Here is a 15,836-nt window from a genome sequence, read left to right as displayed (position 1 = left end):
CCTTCAGAACGGGGGCTTGTCGTAGCGGACAGGTGCGTCGGGTGCGAGCTCGAGCTCGGGGGCTTCCCAGACGCGGCCGCACGTGTGCTCGGGGACGGTGAAGCCGGGCACGGGTTCGCGTGGCCACCAGCGGGAGCGGCCGCTCGTGATCGTCTTGCCGGCGCGCTTCTGGATCTGCCACAGCCGGACGCCGGTGATGATGCAGGCGGTGATCTGCATCGGGTCCAGGTGGACGGCGTCGAGCCGAGGCGTGCCGACGAGCACGCCGAGCTCGAAGTCCTCGCGCACCTCGAGTACTCGGCGCCCGCAGCGCGGGCAGTTGATGAACAGGGGCGCCTTGGTCTTCATCGCTGGTCCCACCTGGTCTCACGGGGGTCGTCGCCTTCGTCCTCCACCTCGGGCGCGTAGAGCACGACGTTCGTGTAGAACCGGCGGCCGTTGGACTTCGCCGTGCCGATGTTGAAGCGTTGCTTGAGCTGCCGGCCGAACGCGGTCGTGGTGACGGCGTCCTCGTGCTGCTCGCGGCACCACACGTCGTACGCCTTGCGCAGCTCGCTCATCTCCACGCGGGCGACGTCGCCGCCGCCGACGGAGCAGCGGTCCTCGACGAACCGGCCGAGCTGGTCTTCCTCGGCCCGGTACGTGTCGGTGGCGGCGAGGACGACGTCGGGCGTGCGGAGGCCGTCGGCGGCGTAGTCGACGGCGCCCTGGATGATCCAGTGCAGGATCCCGGGGCCCTCCTCCTCGACGAGCCGCGTCTGCAGGTTCTCGATCTTGTCTTCCTCGGGCACCGAGTGCGTGAACGGGATCAGGCGCAGACGCCGCCACACCGAGTCGCCGCCGGTCTCGACCTTCGGCTGGCTGTTGCCGAGCAGCAGGAACGTGTGCGAAGGGCTGAAGTCGAAGAAGTCCTTGCCCATGAACCGGGCGGTGATGGTGTCGCCACCGGTGAGGGCCTTCATCTTCGCCTCGTCGAACTTGGTGTCCTCGTTGATCTCCGACGTGACGACCAGGCGGCGGCCCTGCAGCATCGCGAGCTCGGTCGGGTGCTTGGTCGGCCCGACGACGAGGAACCCCTGCGGTGCGGACGTCGCGTAGTCGCCGGCGATCGCCGAGAGGACCTCGGCGAAAACGCCCTTACCATTGCCGCCCGGGCCGTGCGCGAACGGCAGGACGTGCTCGAGTACTTCACCGATGAACATCAGCCCGGCGAGGCGCTGCATGTACCGCTCGAGGTGCGGGTTCGACTGGAACGTGGTCTGCAGGAACCTGTCCCACAGCGGCGTCTTCATCGCCCCGTCCGGCGTGACCGCGGTCTGCTTCGAGTGGAAGAGCGCCGGCGTCGGTGACGCGATCGCGCCGGAGCGCAGGTCGACGACACCGCCCGGGGTGTTCAGCTGCCACGCGTGACGGTCGAACTCCGCGGCCGCGATACGCATCGCCGGCGTCGACCGGGCCAGGCGCACCGCGTCGGCGATCGCGCGGGCACGCATCGACTTCAGACGCCAGGCCTTCAGGTGCGCGTTGTCGGTCGGGATGCGGCGGATGACGTCGCGGGCGGCCTCGATCGCGGGCCCGTCGTCCGGGTGCCACTGCCAGCGGGTGCCCTCCCACGTGACCCACTTGCCAGCGTCGGGGACGTAGCGCAGCGTGCCGGAGTACTCGGCGACCAGGAGACGAGCGTTGCCGTCGTCGGTGAGGTCCGCGCTGTCCGATCCGATCGTCGCCGCGGGCGCGGTCGCGGGTGCCGTCGCCCCCACGACGGCGAGCTGCGTCCCGGTCGACGTCGTGCGGGTCGACGGAGTGAGCTCGCGGGGTGCGCGGTATCCGTGCCCGGCGTCGGCGAGTGCCTTCGCTGCGGCCGCGTGGTCGCCGCGGTGGTTGAGCAGCGTGTACGCGCCGAACTTCGTGTAGGGCACCTCGGGCTCGAACTCCGTCGACGAGGTGAACACGAACAGGCGATCGCGGTCGCCGGCGTGACCTGTCGTCGCGCTGATGCCGTCGTTCTTCCCGGGGCGTCGCCAGTACTTCGTCGTGCCGCGAGAGAACACGTGCACCCAGCCGACGAGGATGTCGGACCAGTCGGTCTTCGCTTCGAAGTCGTCGCCGGGGGTGATGTCGCCGGCGGCCGCGTGGAACGTCGTCGACCACTTCGCGTCGACCGGTCCCCCGCTCGTTACGGTCTCCTCGGCGGGCATCGTGTCGAGAGCGGCATGCACCACGGCGTGGAGCTGGTCGCGCTCTTCGCGGGTGATCGTCGGCATCGTGGCAGGACCGCCCACGAGGCGCAGCCATGGCTTCGCGGTGGGGTGCACAGTGCCGGCGGACGGGGCGAGCACGACGAACCCGCCGGTGCCGCGCGTCTCGGCCAGCGTCTCCCGATACGGGGCCTCATCCTTCGGGCGCTGCGCGACCTTCTGGTTGCCGGGGACCGCTCCGCCTTCGACGCGGTAGATCAGGTGCAGGCCGCCCGACGGTGACTGCTCAGACCAGCCAGCGATGAGGCGGTCGTAGATGGGGCGGAGGCCGGTGCCGTCGAGCAGCTCGAGGACCTCGCCCATCATCGGCATGGCGACGCCTTCGACCTCGAGCAGTTCGACGTCGCCGAAGCCGGTGACGAGTCCGATGCCCTGCTCGAGGTCGTTGTCGAACCAGGCGCGCAGCTGCGCGTCGTCGGCGGCCGCGGACGAGTACTCCTTCCACGCGATGCGTGGTCGCTTCGTGCCGTCGGCGGCGACGGGCACGACGGAGAGCCCAGCTGCGTGCAGCTCGAGCGCGGTGGAGAGCAGGACGGTCACGCGGTGATCTCCTGACGGGCCTGCGCGAGCCATGCGTCGAGCGGCGCGACGCGGAGGCCGAGGGTCGCGGCGACGTTCACCTCGAGGCGGGCACCGCCGGATGCCTCCCAGCCGTCGAGCAGGGCGACGGCGTCGCATCGGATCAGCTGCGCGAGGCCGGCGCGGAGCCAGCCGTGGTAGTCGCCAGGCGTCGGGTTCTCGTTCGTCGAAGGGTCCTCGACCTCGAAGCCGCGCTCGCTGAGCTCAGCGGCCGCGGAGCGGAACGCCGGGTAGTTGAACTCGGGCAGGCCGGTCATGGGACCGGCGATGTAGATCAGCATGAGCAGGCTCCAGAGGTGGCGCGGACGGTGAAGCAGACGGGGCAGACGTCACCCGGGTCGAAGTCGAACTTCGTGCGCGGGCAGGCGGCGTGCCGCCACATCTCGAAGTGGTTCGGTCGGGTGATCGGGTCGCCGACCTGGAAGTGGCCGCCGCAGTCCGCGCAGGCGCCGCTGAACCTGGCGGTGACGATGATCGGGTGCTCGTTGCTGGTAGTGCTCATGTGCCCGGGCGAGGAGTCGAACCTCGCCTGCGACCATCCGGGCGCTTCGTTCAGAAGGGGGTGTTGTCGTACAGCGAGATCGCCTCGGGCGTCGCGTTGATCGCGGTGGCGATGGTCGCCTCCGGGATGCCGGCGCCTCGGAGCTGGTGCAGCTGCGCGACCTGCTCGCTCGTGAGCCCCCCGGCGTGCTGCATCGGCTGGGCCTGCGGCGTCGACCACGGCGCCTCCGACGTGGCCACCGGCTGCTGCTGCACGGGCTGCGGAGCCGACGGCACGGCGGCCGGTGCCTGCTGCGGGACGAACTGCTGCTGCGGAACGAACTGCTGGGCGGGTGCCTGCTGCACCGGCTGCTGCTGGACGGGCGCGGCCGCGGCCTGCTGCACGAACGCGGAGCTCGGGGCCGTGTACTGCGCCTGGTAGAGCTTCGCCGGGTTGGCGGGGTTCTTCGACGCGGGATCGTTGCCGACATAGGTGACGGTCAGCACGCCTCCGGGCGCGATGTCTGACGCGTTGGCCGCGCGGATCGCTTCACCGATGGCGCGCTTCATGTTCTTCGACGCGACGTAGAGCGTGCGCTCCCCGTCGTCGTTCGCGTCGACGCGCTGCTCGGTCTGCAGGTCCACGAGGATCTGCATTTTCGGGTCACCGTTGGGCCAGAAGTCCGGCTCCTGGGTGCCGTACTTCGTCTGCTGCCGCTCGCGCGGTGCGGACTTCACGGTGCCCTGGACGCTGGCGCCGATGGTGTCGAACTTGACACCCTTGCTGCTGGATTCGAAAAGGGACATGTCTTCTCCTTGGTTGGTCTTTCAGCGGTCGAACAGGTTGATGACGGGTGCGATCGCCGCTGGCTGCGGCGCCGCCTGAACCGGCCGAGGGGCCGGCGGGAATGCGGGAATGCAAGACGGGTGGATGGTGTGCCCATCGGCCACCACGGACGGGGCGAGCGGGAGCCCGCAGTCGTCGCAGAGGTGCGCGATCGGCCGCTCCTGGGGCGCGGGTGCCGGGACGCTCGGCAGCGCACGCACAGGGGCGGGAGCAGCCCGTTCGGGGACGACGCGCAACTCGCCGATGTCGAACAGCGAGGCGCCCGCGGCGCGGTCCTGGGCTCGCTTCTCCGAGCGGCACCAGGTGCACCACTGGTCGTCGCACAGATGCGATGCGGCGAGCGCGGCATCGATCCCGACGACGGTCAGCATCGTGAAGAGTCGGTTGTTGCGGAGCAGCGCCTCGGCCGCGATGTGCGGGTTGTACGGCTCGCTCCAGAAGTACGCGCTGGACAGCTCGCCGTCGCGCGGGAGGAACGCGATCGCCACGGCGCGACACGGTCCCCATCCCCCGTCGTCCGTGAAGCCCTTGCCGTACAGGTGCGCCTGCACCCGGTACTGCTCGCTCGGACCGTGGAGGCGATACTTCGACAGCTGCTTCGGGCCGACGACTTTGTGGTCGATGACGGTGCCGGTCGGTACGTGGAAGAGATCCGAGTGCCCGGTGATGGCCTGCCCACCGATCTGACCGACGGTGACCTCCCACTCGGTGATCCACTCGGTGCGGTCGACGTCTCCCCCGCCACGGTTCGCGGCGTCGAACCAACGCTCGAGCTGGTCGTGCATCGCCGTGCCCACGGCAGGCTTCCACGCGGGACCGCGGTCGGGCTCGCCGTCGCCGTTGAGCTTGTGCAGGATCCAGCGATCGCACGGTCGCCCCATCTCCGACGGGCCGATGCGCTTCTGCAGTGACCGCGGGTGCCGGGTGATGCCGTCCTTGATCACGTTCAGGTACAGGTCCTCGACGGAAGTCATGACTCGATCGCCTTCTGCTGCGACCGGTAAGCGGAGAACGCGGTCTGCCCGTCAGCGCCGCCTACCATCCACGGGAACATGACCTCATCGAGGGTGACGAGCTCGGCGTCGAGCAACGCCGACTGAGCGCGCAGCCAGTCGCGAGCGATCGCCCACGCGACCCTGGCGGCGTGTACTGGCGTTGTGAACGTTCCGGCTTTCTTCCGCGAGGCGGCGAACTCGCCCGCTGCTTCCGCTCGCTTGAGTGCCTCGAGCACTCCAGCGGTACGGATGGGGAGCGCGAAGTCGCGCGGGCCGTATTCCGTGCGCATGGTGAACTCGAGCCCGGACGGGTCGCCTCCGTCGTCGTACACGGTCGAGATGCGGGTGATGCCTCGACGTCGAAGCGCCGTGATGATGTCGGCGGCCGTCTCCTCGACGGCCTTGCTGGTGGTGTAATTAGCGATCGCCATGGTGATCTCCTTTCTGTGCCGCCCCGGGACTCGAACCCGGCGTGTATGCCGTCGCGGCGGGTGCGCGGTCAGGCCGCGCGGTACTTGCGCTCGATGTCGGCGCGACGGATCGATGCCGTCTTTCCGACGCGGTGAGGGTGGGCGTCATTGCGGACGATGCGATACGCGGCCGGCGAGGAGAGAGACGGGGCGCTGAGCAGCTCGATCACGCGGGTCAGACGGGTGCCATCCCGCTTCACGGAGATCTGCTCGAGACGGTCGCCGGCCTTCGCCGCGGTGAAGACGCCGACGGTCACTTGACCACCACCGACTTCGCGCCGCGCACCTGGTGCTCGGCGAGCACGCCCGGCGCGAACTGCTTCTTCACCGCGGCCGCGTCGACGGCGGTCGTGGTCTTGTACAGCTGCGGGTACTGAGCCGCCGGGTACTCGCTCTCGATCCACTTCGTGTCCAGGCGGGAGTACTCGCGGATCTGCACCTTCGTGCCCGCGACGTCGTGCGTGCCGACCTCGCCGCCGAGCAGCTCGAGCAGCTGCGAGTCGATCTGCTCCACCTCGCCCTGCATGTACTCGAGGTCGGCCTTGAGCGTGGCCCGACGGGCGATCAGCCGTTCCTTGATCTCGAGCGACTTCGGAGCCGCCTGGTCGATCGGAGTGATGCGTGCAGCGTTGTTCATGGTCATGCCTCCTGGCTGGTTGTGGCGGTGGGGTTGTCGTCCTCGTCGAGGACCTCGGCGTCGACGACGTCGTCGGTGGTGAAGCCCTGCTCGAACTCCTGGACGAGCAGGTCCGCGAGCCCGCCGATCTCGCCGCCGAGCTGCGCGACCGGGTAGTCGCCGGGCACAAGCTCGCCGTAGTCGTCGCGCGGCAGAGCGCTGCGGGTGAGGACGAGCGCGCCGGACGGTGCGCGCAGCTCGATCTGGAACTTGCTGTCGTCCTGGTCGATGAGCCGGACGGTGTACTCGCCGCTGCTCGCGGTCAGCTCCAGCGGCTGGGCGAGGACCGGCGGCTCGTCCGTGTCGGGCAGGTCGAGGGGCTGCTTGATGTGCTGGACACGGGCGTCGTGCAGCTGCTTGATCAGCTCGCGGACGGCATCCTGGTCGTCGCCATCGACGGCGATCTCGACGTGCACGAGCTCGATCTTCGGAACGCGCTCGAAGTGCTCGTTCTGGGTGATCTCCTTCGTGCGGACAAGAGCGACGATGGGGAGATACTTCTGGCTCGGGTAGACCTCCAGCAGATGCCGGGTGTTCGACTCGAGGCCGTTGTCGTCGTACTCCTTGGGGAGTGCGGGGGCGAGCTTGACCATTGGTGGTTCCTCTCAGTGGGTCGGTGTGGTGGAACGGATCGGCCAGGCGAGGCGCGAGAACGCTTCCTCCTGGCCGGGGAGGTAGGTGGGCGTCTCGGCGCCTGCCCAGCGGGCGCCGGCCCACATGAGCGCCACGGCGTCGCCGACGTTGTCGTCCGGGATCTGGGCCTCGGGGAACGCAGCGCGGGTGACCGCGACCACGTCGTCCTTCGTGGCGCGCCCGTTGCCGGTGGCGAGCTTCGCGCGCTGCGACGGGGCAACCTCGACCACAGGCCCGCGAGCGAGCAGCTGGTCGACGAGGATCCAGTAGAGGGCGATGCGCTCGTTCTGCGCGCCGAACTGCTGGCGCGAGTGCGGCACCTCGATCACGGTCACATCGACACGCGCCGGGATCGGGGCGAGGATGCCCTCGACCGCGCGACGGATCCGGTTGCGGCGAGAGAGCAGGCTCTTGCCGAGGTTCGGCGACATCACTCGACGAGTGGTGATCTCGGAACCGTTGGCGATCGCCACACCGGTGCAGGTGAGCGACGGGTCCAGGCCGACGGCGATCACGACGTCACCCCTGCGGCGAGGCACTGGTCGTACTGTTCGATGACGAACGCGAGCATCTCCTGGAGGTTGGCCGCGTCGTGAACGGCGTCTCCAGGGTGGAGGTCAGCCGCCGCGAGTGCGCGCGCTGCGCTCAGGGTGTCGGCGATCAGCTCAGCATCGGCGGATTCGCGGTCACCGAGCTCGACGAGGAGCGCGAGGTCCGGTGCCTCCACGCGTCGCCAGGTGGCTCCCTCGACGGGCGTCGAGAAGACCCAGTGGCCATAGTCGTTGAGGCGCCACAGGCCGAAGCCGAGGGCGCTCTGGCCGCGGTACAGTGCCTCGGTCACGAGATCACCACCAGGCCGACGATCAGCTCGACGATCACGCCAGCACCGAGCACCCCAGTGCCGATGACGAGCCAGCTCGGAGCAGGGCGGGGCGCCGAGTACTCCATCGGAGCGTCATGGATCACCGCGAGGCGACGCACCCGAACCGAGCGGCGACGCAGGACGGCCGCGCGACGGATCTGCAGGCGGTTCATGCTGCGGCCTTCACATCGGCGGCCGCCGCAGCCGCGTCATCGACGATGCCCTGCTCGACCTCGCTGAGCTCGTAGCCCCACTCGGCGAGCAGACGAAGGTACGTCGCGGATGCCTTCGACCAGGAGGCTGCCGTAGAGAGCACGTCCTCGTGGCGGGCGATGACCATGGCGATCGCGGCGCGCCATCCGTTGATCGGCTTCGCGGCCGCCCACTCAGCGATCTTCGTCGGCGAACTCCAGGTGTCCTCGGCGGGCGGCGCCTGCAGGAGGGTGAGAGCTGCGGCGGCGCCGGACTGCCAGGTGCGCTGGTGACGCTCGGCGAAGTCGTGCACGGCGAGCAGCTCCCACCCGGCCGGTGCAGTGCGGCGGGCGAGCAGCTGCTCACGCACCCACTCGAGGCGCACCTCGCGAGCGGTCGGCCAGGCGGCGGTGCGCTGCTTCTCGATCTCCTTACGCGCACGCTCGGCCGCCGTCAGCTCGACGCGGGGCGCCTTGTTCGCGTCGCGGTGGCCGTGCTTCGAGGGGTCCGTGCACAGGTAGTGCACCTCGACCGGGCCGCTGTATCCACGGACACCGACAAACGCGGCGTGCCCGGGGCACTCCTTGTGCTTCGCGGTGGTGAGCTTCTTGCCGGTCTTCGCGTCGACCAGGTCGCCGAGGTACCGGTGCTTGTTCTTCTCAGGTGACTGGTACTCACCCAGCGAGGGCTTCGCGACGACGGCGACGCCGTCGGCTTCCACCTTGATCGTGAGCCGTGCAATCTCAGCGGCGCGCTCACGCTCCGCGACGATCTGCTGCACCGCATAGTCCTTGTTGTAGGACTGGCTAACGACGCGCCGCACCTCGGCTTCAGTGAGCTGGGCTTCGGCCATCTTGGCCGCGAGCTCGAGCGTGATCCCCGACTGGCCGAGCGCGGCGCTCGCGTGCTTGGACTTCGACGTGGTGACGATCGCGGCGACGTCGTCCTTGCTGGTGCCGGTGCGCTTTGAGATCTCGGCGACCGGCATCTTGAAGTCGAGCGCGAGCTGCGCGATCGCTGCAACGTGGTCGGGTGCGGTGAGGCTCGCGCGGTCCTCGTTGACGACGATCTGCTCGACGATGCGCGCGGCGTCGTCGGCAGCCGGCGGCTGGACGAACACGGGCACGTCAACGAGTTCGGCATCGACGGCGGCGAGAGTGCGCATCTGCCCGTCGACGACCTCGAGGCCGTCGGTGGTCTCCTGAGCCAGGATCGGGACGAGCACGCCGTGCTCACGGATGGAGGCGACGAACTCCGGGCGGAGGGTGACCTCCTTGCGGACGTTGGGCCCGACGAGCAACGTCTTCGGATCGACGCGAACGACAGTGGTGGTTGACATGGTGACTCCTGAAAGGTGGATGAAGGTGAGGCGGCAGCGCGGCGGTGATCAGTCCCAGAAGCTCCTGGTGAATGCGCCGGCGGCCCACGCGAACACCGCGGCGAAGATGGTGGCGAGGACGAGAAGTCCGTTCGCGGCGCCGGCGATGAACGCCAGCACCACGCAGAGGATCGTGAGATTCAGCGAGGCCATCCCGATGACGATGCGGGCCGAACCGATACGAGACGGCGCGTTGTCCCCGGCCGCGCGCCGTCCCGTAGGTGCCCCTTCCCCAGTGGGCGTTCCGGATCCCCACGATCCGGAAGTCATGACTGCTCCCGCGTCTTCACGAAAGCGGCCTCCACCCAGGCGACGACGTCGGCCTCGCGGTAGAGGGTGATGTGTCCGCGGTCGCCGGTGGGCTTGCTGTAGCGCGGACCCTTCCCCGAGGCGCGCAGGTCTTTGAGGTTGGCGACGGTCATGCCGGGCACGAGCTCGCACACCTGCTCAGGTGAGAGGTAGCGGGGCGTCTCGGAGATCGGCCGTCGCTTGAGCGGCGTGACGTTGGTCACGATGCGACCGCCAAGGCGTTCTCGTCGCTGCGCATCTCCACGACCTCGCCGAGGCCGAGGCCGAATGCGAGTGCGATTCCGACCGCTGCGCGCATCGACACCTCTTCACCGGCCTTGTACCGAGCGAGGGTCGGCCGACTCACGCCGATCAGACGGGCGAAGGCTTCGTCGGACTTGATGCCGGACTGAGTCTTGAGGCGATCGAGCAGTCCATCGCGGACGACAGCGACGGGCCGGATCTCTGCCTCACCAGTTGGATTGTTCATGTTCCAACTGTCACTCTGGCGATCCAATCTGTCAAGCCAGCGATCTAAATGGCTTGCGCGCGTGACACTTATGGAACAAACTTGAGACATGAACGACACCATCAAGTGGCTCGACGCTGTCCGCGGCTCCGACTCGATCCGCGAAGTGGCGCGGAAGATCGGCACCACGCACGCGACCCTGAACCGCCAGGCGAACGACGACTCCCTCTCGTTCGAACTCGTGCGATCGATCTCGTACGCATACAAACGCCCGGTCCTCGCAGACCTTCTCGCCACCGGGCACCTCGCGCCCGAAGACATCGGCATCAGCGACGTCGAGAACGCCCTCCACGCGGCAACCGACGAAGCGCTGGTGCTCGAGGTCGGCCGGCGCCTGGGAATGACCGACACCGGGTCGCTGTTCGACAAGCCGATCAGCGAGGCGGTCACGGAGGCGACGATCCACCAGTTCCCCACTCGTGATGTCCGAGGCTCCGATGAGGATGAGGAACTGCCCGCGGTCGCACGGCCGGCGGAAACGGAACCCACGGACGAGCAATGACCCCCATCGATCAGAGACTCCTCGACTTCGCCGATGCCCTCGGCGTCCGCATCGAATACCGCGAGCTCCCCGCTGACCGCGACGGTCAGTACGTGCATGCCCGGCGCGTGATCTACCTCCGCCCCGGGATGCACGGCCGCCACCACCGCAGCGTCCTCGCGCACGAGCTCGCGCATGCGCTCTGGGGTGACGTGCCCTCGAGGTTCGGGCCCGTGAACGCGAAGCAGGAGCGGCGCGCCGAGGAGTGGGCAGCGCTCCGGCTCATCGACCAGGATGACTACCGCTACTTCGAGATGGTGAACGACGGCCGCCCCGCCGGAATCGCACTCGACCTCGGCGTGATGACCAGCATCGTGAAGGCGTACCAAGGCCTGCTGCAGCGCATCGGCGACACCACGTACATCGACGCTCGGATGGGTGCCGGGCAGTGGCACCACCGTGTCGAGGTCGCCTGACATGGCCGGCTCAATCACGCCCTACGACACCGCGAAGGGACGCCGCTACAGGGTCCGCTACCGCAAGCCGGATAAGTCCCAGACCGACAAGCGCGGCTTCCGCACGAAGAAAGAGGCGGAGCTGTTCCTCGCGTCGGTGACCGTCTCGAAGGCCACCGGCGAATACTTCGACCCGAAGGACTCCCGCGTCGACGTCGGCGCCCTCGGCGACGCGTGGCTGCTCACGAAGAAGGGCCTCAAACCGTCGTCGTATCACTCGCTCGAGACGTCCTGGAACGTACACGTGAAGCCGCGCTGGGGCGACACCCCCGTCGGGGACATCAAGCCCTCCGCCGTCGAGGCGTGGATCTCTGAGATGAGCGCGGGCACTGCCGTCACCGATCGCCAGCGAGTGCGCCGCAACACCACCGGCCCACGATCCGCGACCGTGGTGCTTCGAGCGCTCGGTGTCCTCGCCGGCATCCTCGACGTCGCAGTCCGCGATCGCCGCATCTCGAAGAACCCGGCCCGCGGAGCACGGAACCTGCCCAAGAAGATCTCGCAGAAGCAGCGCCGCTACCTCACCGACGCCGAGGTCGTGCGACTCGCGGCCGCGACACACGACCACACCCTCGCCACGCTCACCCTGGTGCTCGCGTATTGCGGGCTCCGATGGAGCGAGGCGATCGGGCTCCGCGTCTCCGACGTGAACATGCTCCGCCGACGGGTACACGTGAACCGCGCGGCGGTGGAGGTCGACGGAGTGATCGAGGTCGGCGCACCGAAGTCATGGGAGAAGCGCACCGTGCCGTTCCCCGCGTTCCTCGGGAACGCGCTCGAGCGACAGTGCGCGGACAAGTCGAAGGGCGATCTGGTGTTCGGTGACGCGAGCGGGCACTACCTGCGTCGCGCCAAGACCAGCGAAGGGGCAGGGTCGTGGTTCGCGCGCGCGACGGAAGAGGCGCGCCTCGAGCGGCTCACACCGCACGACCTGCGCCACACCGCGGCGTCGCTCGCGATCAGCTCCGGCGCACACGTCAAAGCCGTACAGAGGATGCTCGGGCACAAGTCCGCAGCGATGACCCTGGACACGTACGCCGACCTCTTCGACGACGACCTCGACGACGTCGCCAACCGGCTCGATGAACGTGCGACAGCGGCAGATGTGGGCAAAGTGTGGGCAGGCCTCGCAGCCTGACGAGTTATCCACAACGCAAAAAAGGCCCGCCTCCCTAGTGGTTACTAGGGAGGCGGGCCTCGTTCGTGTGACAGCGACGTGGTGGAGCTGGGGGGAATCGAACCCCCGTCCAACGCTGAGTCTCCACGCCTTCTCCGGGCGCAGTCTGTGAAGACGTTCTGCTCGGCTCCGACCTTTGTCACAGACACCTAAGTCGACGAGCCCAGCCTGGGAAGAGTCCCACGTGACGTCCAGACGCCATCACGCAGCAAGATTCCTAGATGACGCCAGGATCCGTATCGGAATCACATACGGCCTGACGGACTATCGGGCTCGCTTATGCAGCGAGGGCGAAGTCGTTGCGCTTGGTTTCGGCAACTATTTTTTTGCAGAGAGCGTTTACGAGATAACTCTGCATCCTCGGCCCGCTTCTCGTGGATTCACAGGCGCTGTCGAAACCGATCAGCCCCGTGGTCCTTCTCTCGAAGGAGCCGCTGTCACACTGTGGAATTACCATCTCGGGCGGCGACCGCCCGAGCATCTCAGACTACAACGTTCTCCGCCGCTGCACCATTCCCCTGTCGCACCGAGGGCTGGCGTAGAGTCGCCCCATGAGCAGCGAAGTCACCGTCACCGTCCGCGGCGAGCACGAGGCGCGAGTGGCGCCAGAGCGCGCCACCGTCAACGTGAGCGTTCGCACGGACGGCTCCGAACGAACCGACGTCGTCGAGAGCGCACTGCGGCTCGCAGACCCGGTGCGCCGCAGCATCAGCGATCGGTCGGATGCCGGCACCGTGGTCGACTGGTCGAGCAAGCGCATCTCCGTTCGGGCCGAACGCCCCTGGAGCAGCGAGGGCACAAGACTCGATCCCGTGTACTACGCGAGCATCGACTTCACGGCGACGTTCGCCGAGGCCTCGGAGCTCTCCCTCTGGGTCTCCGACGTGTCAGCCTGGGACGGCGTCGAGATCGGCTGGGTGGACTGGCACCTGACCCCGGAGACGCGCACGCAGGTGGAACGTGACGTCGCCGCATCGGCAGTCGGCGTGGCTGTCACCCGCGCCGCGGCCTACGCCGGGGCGCTCGGCCTGGATGAGGTCACCCCGCTGGAGATCGCTGACGTCGGTCTCATCTCCAGCGGGCAGCCCGCGCCCGGCGCCCCGATGCTCAAGGCCCGAGGAGCCGCGGCATTCGCCGCCGACTCTGCACCCGCCATGGAGTATGAGCCGGAGGAGATCGTGATCTCCGCCACCGTCGAGGCCAGATTCCTCGCCCGCTGACCGATCAGACCTGTGCGACGAAGGGCGCGAGCTCCGCAGCCAAGCGCTCCGAGACGCGCGCATGCACAGCTGTGCCGTCCTCGCGGTGCTCCACGGAGAGCAGCATGCCCGACTCGTGGATCGATGCGACGAGGTCGCCACGATCGTACGGAATCACCGCTTCCACCTCGACCGCGGGCTTCGGCAACGCCGCTTCGACCGCTGCCCGCAACTCTGCGATCCCCTCGCCCGACCTCGACGACACGAAGTGAGCGTGAGGTTGCAGGCCACGGAGGACGAGACGTTCATCCTCCGTGATCAGGTCGGCCTTGTTGAAGACGACGATCTCCGGCAGGTCTCTGACGCCCACGTCGCCGAGGACGTCACGCACCGTCTGCAGCTGCCCCGCAGGATCGGGGTGCGACCCGTCGACCACGTGGAGCACGACGTCGGCCTCACCCACCTCTTCCAGAGTCGAGCGGAACGCTTCGACGAGCTGATGGGGGAGATTGCGGACGAACCCGACCGTATCGGTCAGCGTGTAGACGCGGCCGTCTTCCGTCTCCGTCCGGCGGACGGTGGCGTCAAGCGTCGCGAACAGCGCGTTCTCGACCAGGACACCCGCGCTCGTGAGGGCGTTGAGCAGACTGGACTTGCCGGCGTTCGTGTATCCGGCGATGGCGACGGACGGAATGGTATTGCGCTTGCGCTCGGCGCGCTTGGCGTCCCTGGCGGGACCGAAGTCGCGGATCTGTCGTCTGAGCAGCGCCATCTTGGTGCGGATGCGTCGACGATCCAGCTCGATCTTCGTCTCACCAGGACCGCGCGAGCCCATACCTGCACCACCCGCGCCCACCTGGCCACCGGCCTGACGGCTCATCGAGTCGCCCCACCCACGCAGGCGTGGGAGCAGGTACTCGAGCTGAGCGAGCTCGACCTGAGCCTTGCCCTCACGGCTCTTCGCGTGCTGACTGAAGATGTCGAGGATCACCGTCGTGCGGTCGATCACCTTGACCTTCACGACGTCTTCGAGCGCACGCCGCTGACTGGGCGCGAGTTCGGTATCGGCGATGACCGTGTCGGCTCCGACCGCGGCGACGATGTCCTTGAGCTCCTGCGCTTTGCCCCGACCGAGATAGGTTGCGGCATCAGGGTGCGGGCGACGCTGCAGCACACCGTCGAGCACCACGGCGCCGGCCGTCTCGGCGAGGGCGGCGAGCTCTCGGAGCGAGTTCTCCGCGTCTTCCTGGGCTCCCTGGGGGTAGACACCCACGAGGACGACGTTCTCCAGCCGCAGCTGCCGGTACTCGACCTCGGTGACGTCCTCGAGCTCCGTCGACAGACCTCCGACGCGTCGAAGCGCATGACGGTCCTCCAGATCCCACTGCGCGCCGTCTGCGCTCCCGTGTGATGCGGTCGATTCGTCCTGCAGCGCCTGAGCGGCGCCGAACACCCGGACGTCCGAGCGCTTCTCCGCGTTCGCGAGCACACGATCGACCGTCTGATCGTCGGTGGAGGGGGTTGTGGTCTCCGTCATCCGTTCCTTGTCTCTGGGTTTCGTTGCGAGCCTTAACCTTAGCCCGCGGTGTCCGGTACGCTCACCGTATGGGGTCAGATCACTACTTCACTGCGGCCCCGGCAAGCCCCGAGAATCTGCGCAAGCTCCGTGTGACTCTCGCGGGTCGAGAGCTGGAAGTCACCACCGCCGGTGGCGTCTTCAGCCCAGACCGTCTCGACGCCGGCACTGCAGTGCTCCTCGCCAACATGCCCCCGGTTCCGCCGGGCGGCGATCTTCTCGACCTCGGCAGCGGCTGGGGGCCGGTGACGCTGTCGATGGCTCTGGCTGCTCCCCACGCGACGGTCTGGGCCGTCGACGTCAATGAGCGTGCCCTCGATCTCGTGCGTCGCAACGCGGCAGCTCTCGGGCTCACCAATGTCAACGCTTCGCTGCCCGACGATGTTCCCGAACACGTGTCATTCCGCACGATCCGCTCCAATCCGCCGATCCGCGTCGGCAAGAACGAGCTCCACGGGCTTCTCGAACGGTGGATCCCGCGCCTCGATGAGCGCAGCGACGCCTGGCTGGTCGTGCAGCGCAACCTCGGAGCCGATTCTCTCCAGCGCTGGATCGGATCGACGTTCCACCCCGGCTACAGCGTGTTCCGAACCGCCACTGGCAAGGGATACCGCATCCTCAAGGTGCGAAAGCACGGAAACCCGCCGACGGAGCCGATTCTCCTCAGCTGAGCAGACCGAGGCCGAGTCGATCCGCGCGAT

The 15,836-nt window shown here is 68.2% G+C and carries 23 protein-coding genes and 1 other RNA gene; 5 read left to right on the top strand and 19 right to left on the bottom strand.

The window, feature by feature from the left end:
• Positions 1-3: 3 nt before the first annotated feature.
• The 17 genes from AAY78_RS11040 to AAY78_RS10960 form a co-directional block, all read right to left on the bottom strand.
• Positions 4-348 (bottom strand): hypothetical protein, encoded by a 345-nt coding sequence (locus AAY78_RS11040; RefSeq protein WP_046748351.1) that lies wholly within the window; start codon positions 346-348, stop codon positions 4-6.
• Positions 345-2,798: a phage/plasmid primase, P4 family gene (locus AAY78_RS11035; protein WP_156172645.1), complete on the bottom strand. Its 2,454-nt coding sequence runs from the start codon at positions 2,796-2,798 to the stop codon at positions 345-347. The genes AAY78_RS11040 and AAY78_RS11035 overlap by 4 nt, the downstream gene beginning before the upstream one ends.
• Positions 2,795-3,118 (bottom strand): DUF4406 domain-containing protein, encoded by a 324-nt coding sequence (locus AAY78_RS11030; protein WP_046748349.1) that lies wholly within the window; start codon positions 3,116-3,118, stop codon positions 2,795-2,797. Before AAY78_RS11030 ends, AAY78_RS11035 begins: the two co-directional genes overlap by 4 nt.
• Positions 3,112-3,339, bottom strand: a complete 228-nt coding sequence (locus AAY78_RS11025; protein ID WP_046748348.1) for a hypothetical protein — start codon at positions 3,337-3,339, stop codon at positions 3,112-3,114. The genes AAY78_RS11030 and AAY78_RS11025 overlap by 7 nt, the downstream gene beginning before the upstream one ends.
• Positions 3,340-3,389: 50 nt before the next feature.
• A complete protein-coding gene (locus AAY78_RS19250) occupies positions 3,390-4,124 on the bottom strand; it encodes a hypothetical protein (protein WP_052748744.1) in 735 nt (244 codons plus the stop codon).
• A 21-nt stretch (positions 4,125-4,145) separates the two neighbouring features.
• Positions 4,146-5,138, bottom strand: a complete 993-nt coding sequence (locus AAY78_RS11015; RefSeq protein ID WP_046748347.1) for a hypothetical protein — start codon at positions 5,136-5,138, stop codon at positions 4,146-4,148.
• Positions 5,135-5,590, bottom strand: coding sequence for a hypothetical protein (locus tag AAY78_RS11010; protein WP_046748346.1), 456 nt, complete (start codon positions 5,588-5,590; stop codon positions 5,135-5,137). Before AAY78_RS11010 ends, AAY78_RS11015 begins: the two co-directional genes overlap by 4 nt.
• Positions 5,591-5,658: 68 nt before the next feature.
• Complete coding sequence (locus AAY78_RS11005; RefSeq protein ID WP_046748345.1) at positions 5,659-5,886, bottom strand: hypothetical protein; 228 nt, start codon at positions 5,884-5,886, stop codon at positions 5,659-5,661.
• Positions 5,883-6,272, bottom strand: a complete 390-nt coding sequence (locus tag AAY78_RS11000; RefSeq protein ID WP_156172644.1) for a hypothetical protein — start codon at positions 6,270-6,272, stop codon at positions 5,883-5,885. The genes AAY78_RS11005 and AAY78_RS11000 overlap by 4 nt, the downstream gene beginning before the upstream one ends.
• Complete coding sequence (locus AAY78_RS10995; RefSeq protein WP_046748343.1) at positions 6,269-6,898, bottom strand: hypothetical protein; 630 nt, start codon at positions 6,896-6,898, stop codon at positions 6,269-6,271. Before AAY78_RS10995 ends, AAY78_RS11000 begins: the two co-directional genes overlap by 4 nt.
• Positions 6,899-6,910: 12 nt before the next feature.
• The gene (locus AAY78_RS10990) at positions 6,911-7,477 is read right to left on the bottom strand and encodes a hypothetical protein (protein WP_046748342.1); all 567 of its coding nucleotides are present in this window, start codon (positions 7,475-7,477) and stop codon (positions 6,911-6,913) included.
• Positions 7,450-7,779 (bottom strand): hypothetical protein, encoded by a 330-nt coding sequence (locus tag AAY78_RS10985; protein WP_046748341.1) that lies wholly within the window; start codon positions 7,777-7,779, stop codon positions 7,450-7,452. Before AAY78_RS10985 ends, AAY78_RS10990 begins: the two co-directional genes overlap by 28 nt.
• On the bottom strand, positions 7,776-7,973 hold the full coding sequence (locus AAY78_RS10980; RefSeq protein ID WP_046748340.1) for a hypothetical protein: 198 nt from the start codon (positions 7,971-7,973) through the stop codon (positions 7,776-7,778). The genes AAY78_RS10985 and AAY78_RS10980 overlap by 4 nt, the downstream gene beginning before the upstream one ends.
• On the bottom strand, positions 7,970-9,331 hold the full coding sequence (locus AAY78_RS10975) for a ParB/RepB/Spo0J family partition protein (protein ID WP_046748339.1): 1,362 nt from the start codon (positions 9,329-9,331) through the stop codon (positions 7,970-7,972). The genes AAY78_RS10980 and AAY78_RS10975 overlap by 4 nt, the downstream gene beginning before the upstream one ends.
• Positions 9,332-9,379: 48 nt before the next feature.
• Positions 9,380-9,523, bottom strand: a complete 144-nt coding sequence (locus AAY78_RS19735; protein ID WP_156172643.1) for a hypothetical protein — start codon at positions 9,521-9,523, stop codon at positions 9,380-9,382.
• Between the two features lie 113 nt (positions 9,524-9,636).
• Positions 9,637-9,882: a helix-turn-helix transcriptional regulator gene (locus tag AAY78_RS10965; protein WP_052748743.1), complete on the bottom strand. Its 246-nt coding sequence runs from the start codon at positions 9,880-9,882 to the stop codon at positions 9,637-9,639.
• A complete protein-coding gene (locus AAY78_RS10960) occupies positions 9,879-10,148 on the bottom strand; it encodes a helix-turn-helix domain-containing protein (RefSeq protein ID WP_046748337.1) in 270 nt (89 codons plus the stop codon). The genes AAY78_RS10965 and AAY78_RS10960 overlap by 4 nt, the downstream gene beginning before the upstream one ends.
• An 88-nt stretch (positions 10,149-10,236) precedes the next feature.
• Here AAY78_RS10960 and AAY78_RS10955 point away from each other — a divergent pair, with 88 nt between their 5' ends.
• The 3 genes from AAY78_RS10955 to AAY78_RS10945 are packed head-to-tail and all read left to right on the top strand — an operon-like array spanning position 10,237 to position 12,321.
• Positions 10,237-10,689 (top strand): hypothetical protein, encoded by a 453-nt coding sequence (locus tag AAY78_RS10955; RefSeq protein ID WP_017830887.1) that lies wholly within the window; start codon positions 10,237-10,239, stop codon positions 10,687-10,689.
• Positions 10,686-11,144: an ImmA/IrrE family metallo-endopeptidase gene (locus AAY78_RS10950; protein WP_052748742.1), complete on the top strand. Its 459-nt coding sequence runs from the start codon at positions 10,686-10,688 to the stop codon at positions 11,142-11,144. The genes AAY78_RS10955 and AAY78_RS10950 overlap by 4 nt, the downstream gene beginning before the upstream one ends.
• Before the next feature lies 1 nt (position 11,145).
• Positions 11,146-12,321, top strand: coding sequence for a tyrosine-type recombinase/integrase (locus AAY78_RS10945; RefSeq protein ID WP_046748336.1), 1,176 nt, complete (start codon positions 11,146-11,148; stop codon positions 12,319-12,321).
• A gap of 79 nt (positions 12,322-12,400) precedes the next feature.
• Here the strand turns inward: AAY78_RS10945 and ssrA are convergent.
• Positions 12,401-12,770: a transfer-messenger RNA gene (gene ssrA, locus AAY78_RS19540) on the bottom strand.
• A gap of 141 nt (positions 12,771-12,911) precedes the next feature.
• Between ssrA and AAY78_RS10940 the strand changes: the two genes are divergently transcribed.
• Positions 12,912-13,580 carry an SIMPL domain-containing protein gene (locus tag AAY78_RS10940; protein WP_046748335.1) on the top strand — a complete coding sequence of 223 codons (669 nt, stop codon included), beginning with the start codon at positions 12,912-12,914 and terminating at the stop codon, positions 13,578-13,580.
• Between the two features lie 4 nt (positions 13,581-13,584).
• On the opposite strand, the gene hflX is transcribed toward AAY78_RS10940, so the two are convergent.
• A complete protein-coding gene (hflX, locus tag AAY78_RS10935) occupies positions 13,585-15,096 on the bottom strand; it encodes a GTPase HflX (protein WP_046748334.1) in 1,512 nt (503 codons plus the stop codon).
• A 68-nt stretch (positions 15,097-15,164) separates the two neighbouring features.
• On the opposite strand from hflX, the gene AAY78_RS10930 reads away from it, so the two are divergent.
• On the top strand, positions 15,165-15,806 hold the full coding sequence (locus AAY78_RS10930; RefSeq protein ID WP_046748333.1) for a class I SAM-dependent methyltransferase: 642 nt from the start codon (positions 15,165-15,167) through the stop codon (positions 15,804-15,806).
• The last annotated feature ends 30 nt before the right edge of the window (positions 15,807-15,836 follow it).

It is taken from the genome of Microbacterium sp. Ag1 (genome assembly GCF_001005635.1).
GTDB lineage: Bacteria > Actinomycetota > Actinomycetes > Actinomycetales > Microbacteriaceae > Microbacterium > Microbacterium oxydans.
The sequence above is the reverse complement of the archived record's forward strand: the minus strand, read 5'-3'. Positions and strand labels throughout refer to the sequence as shown.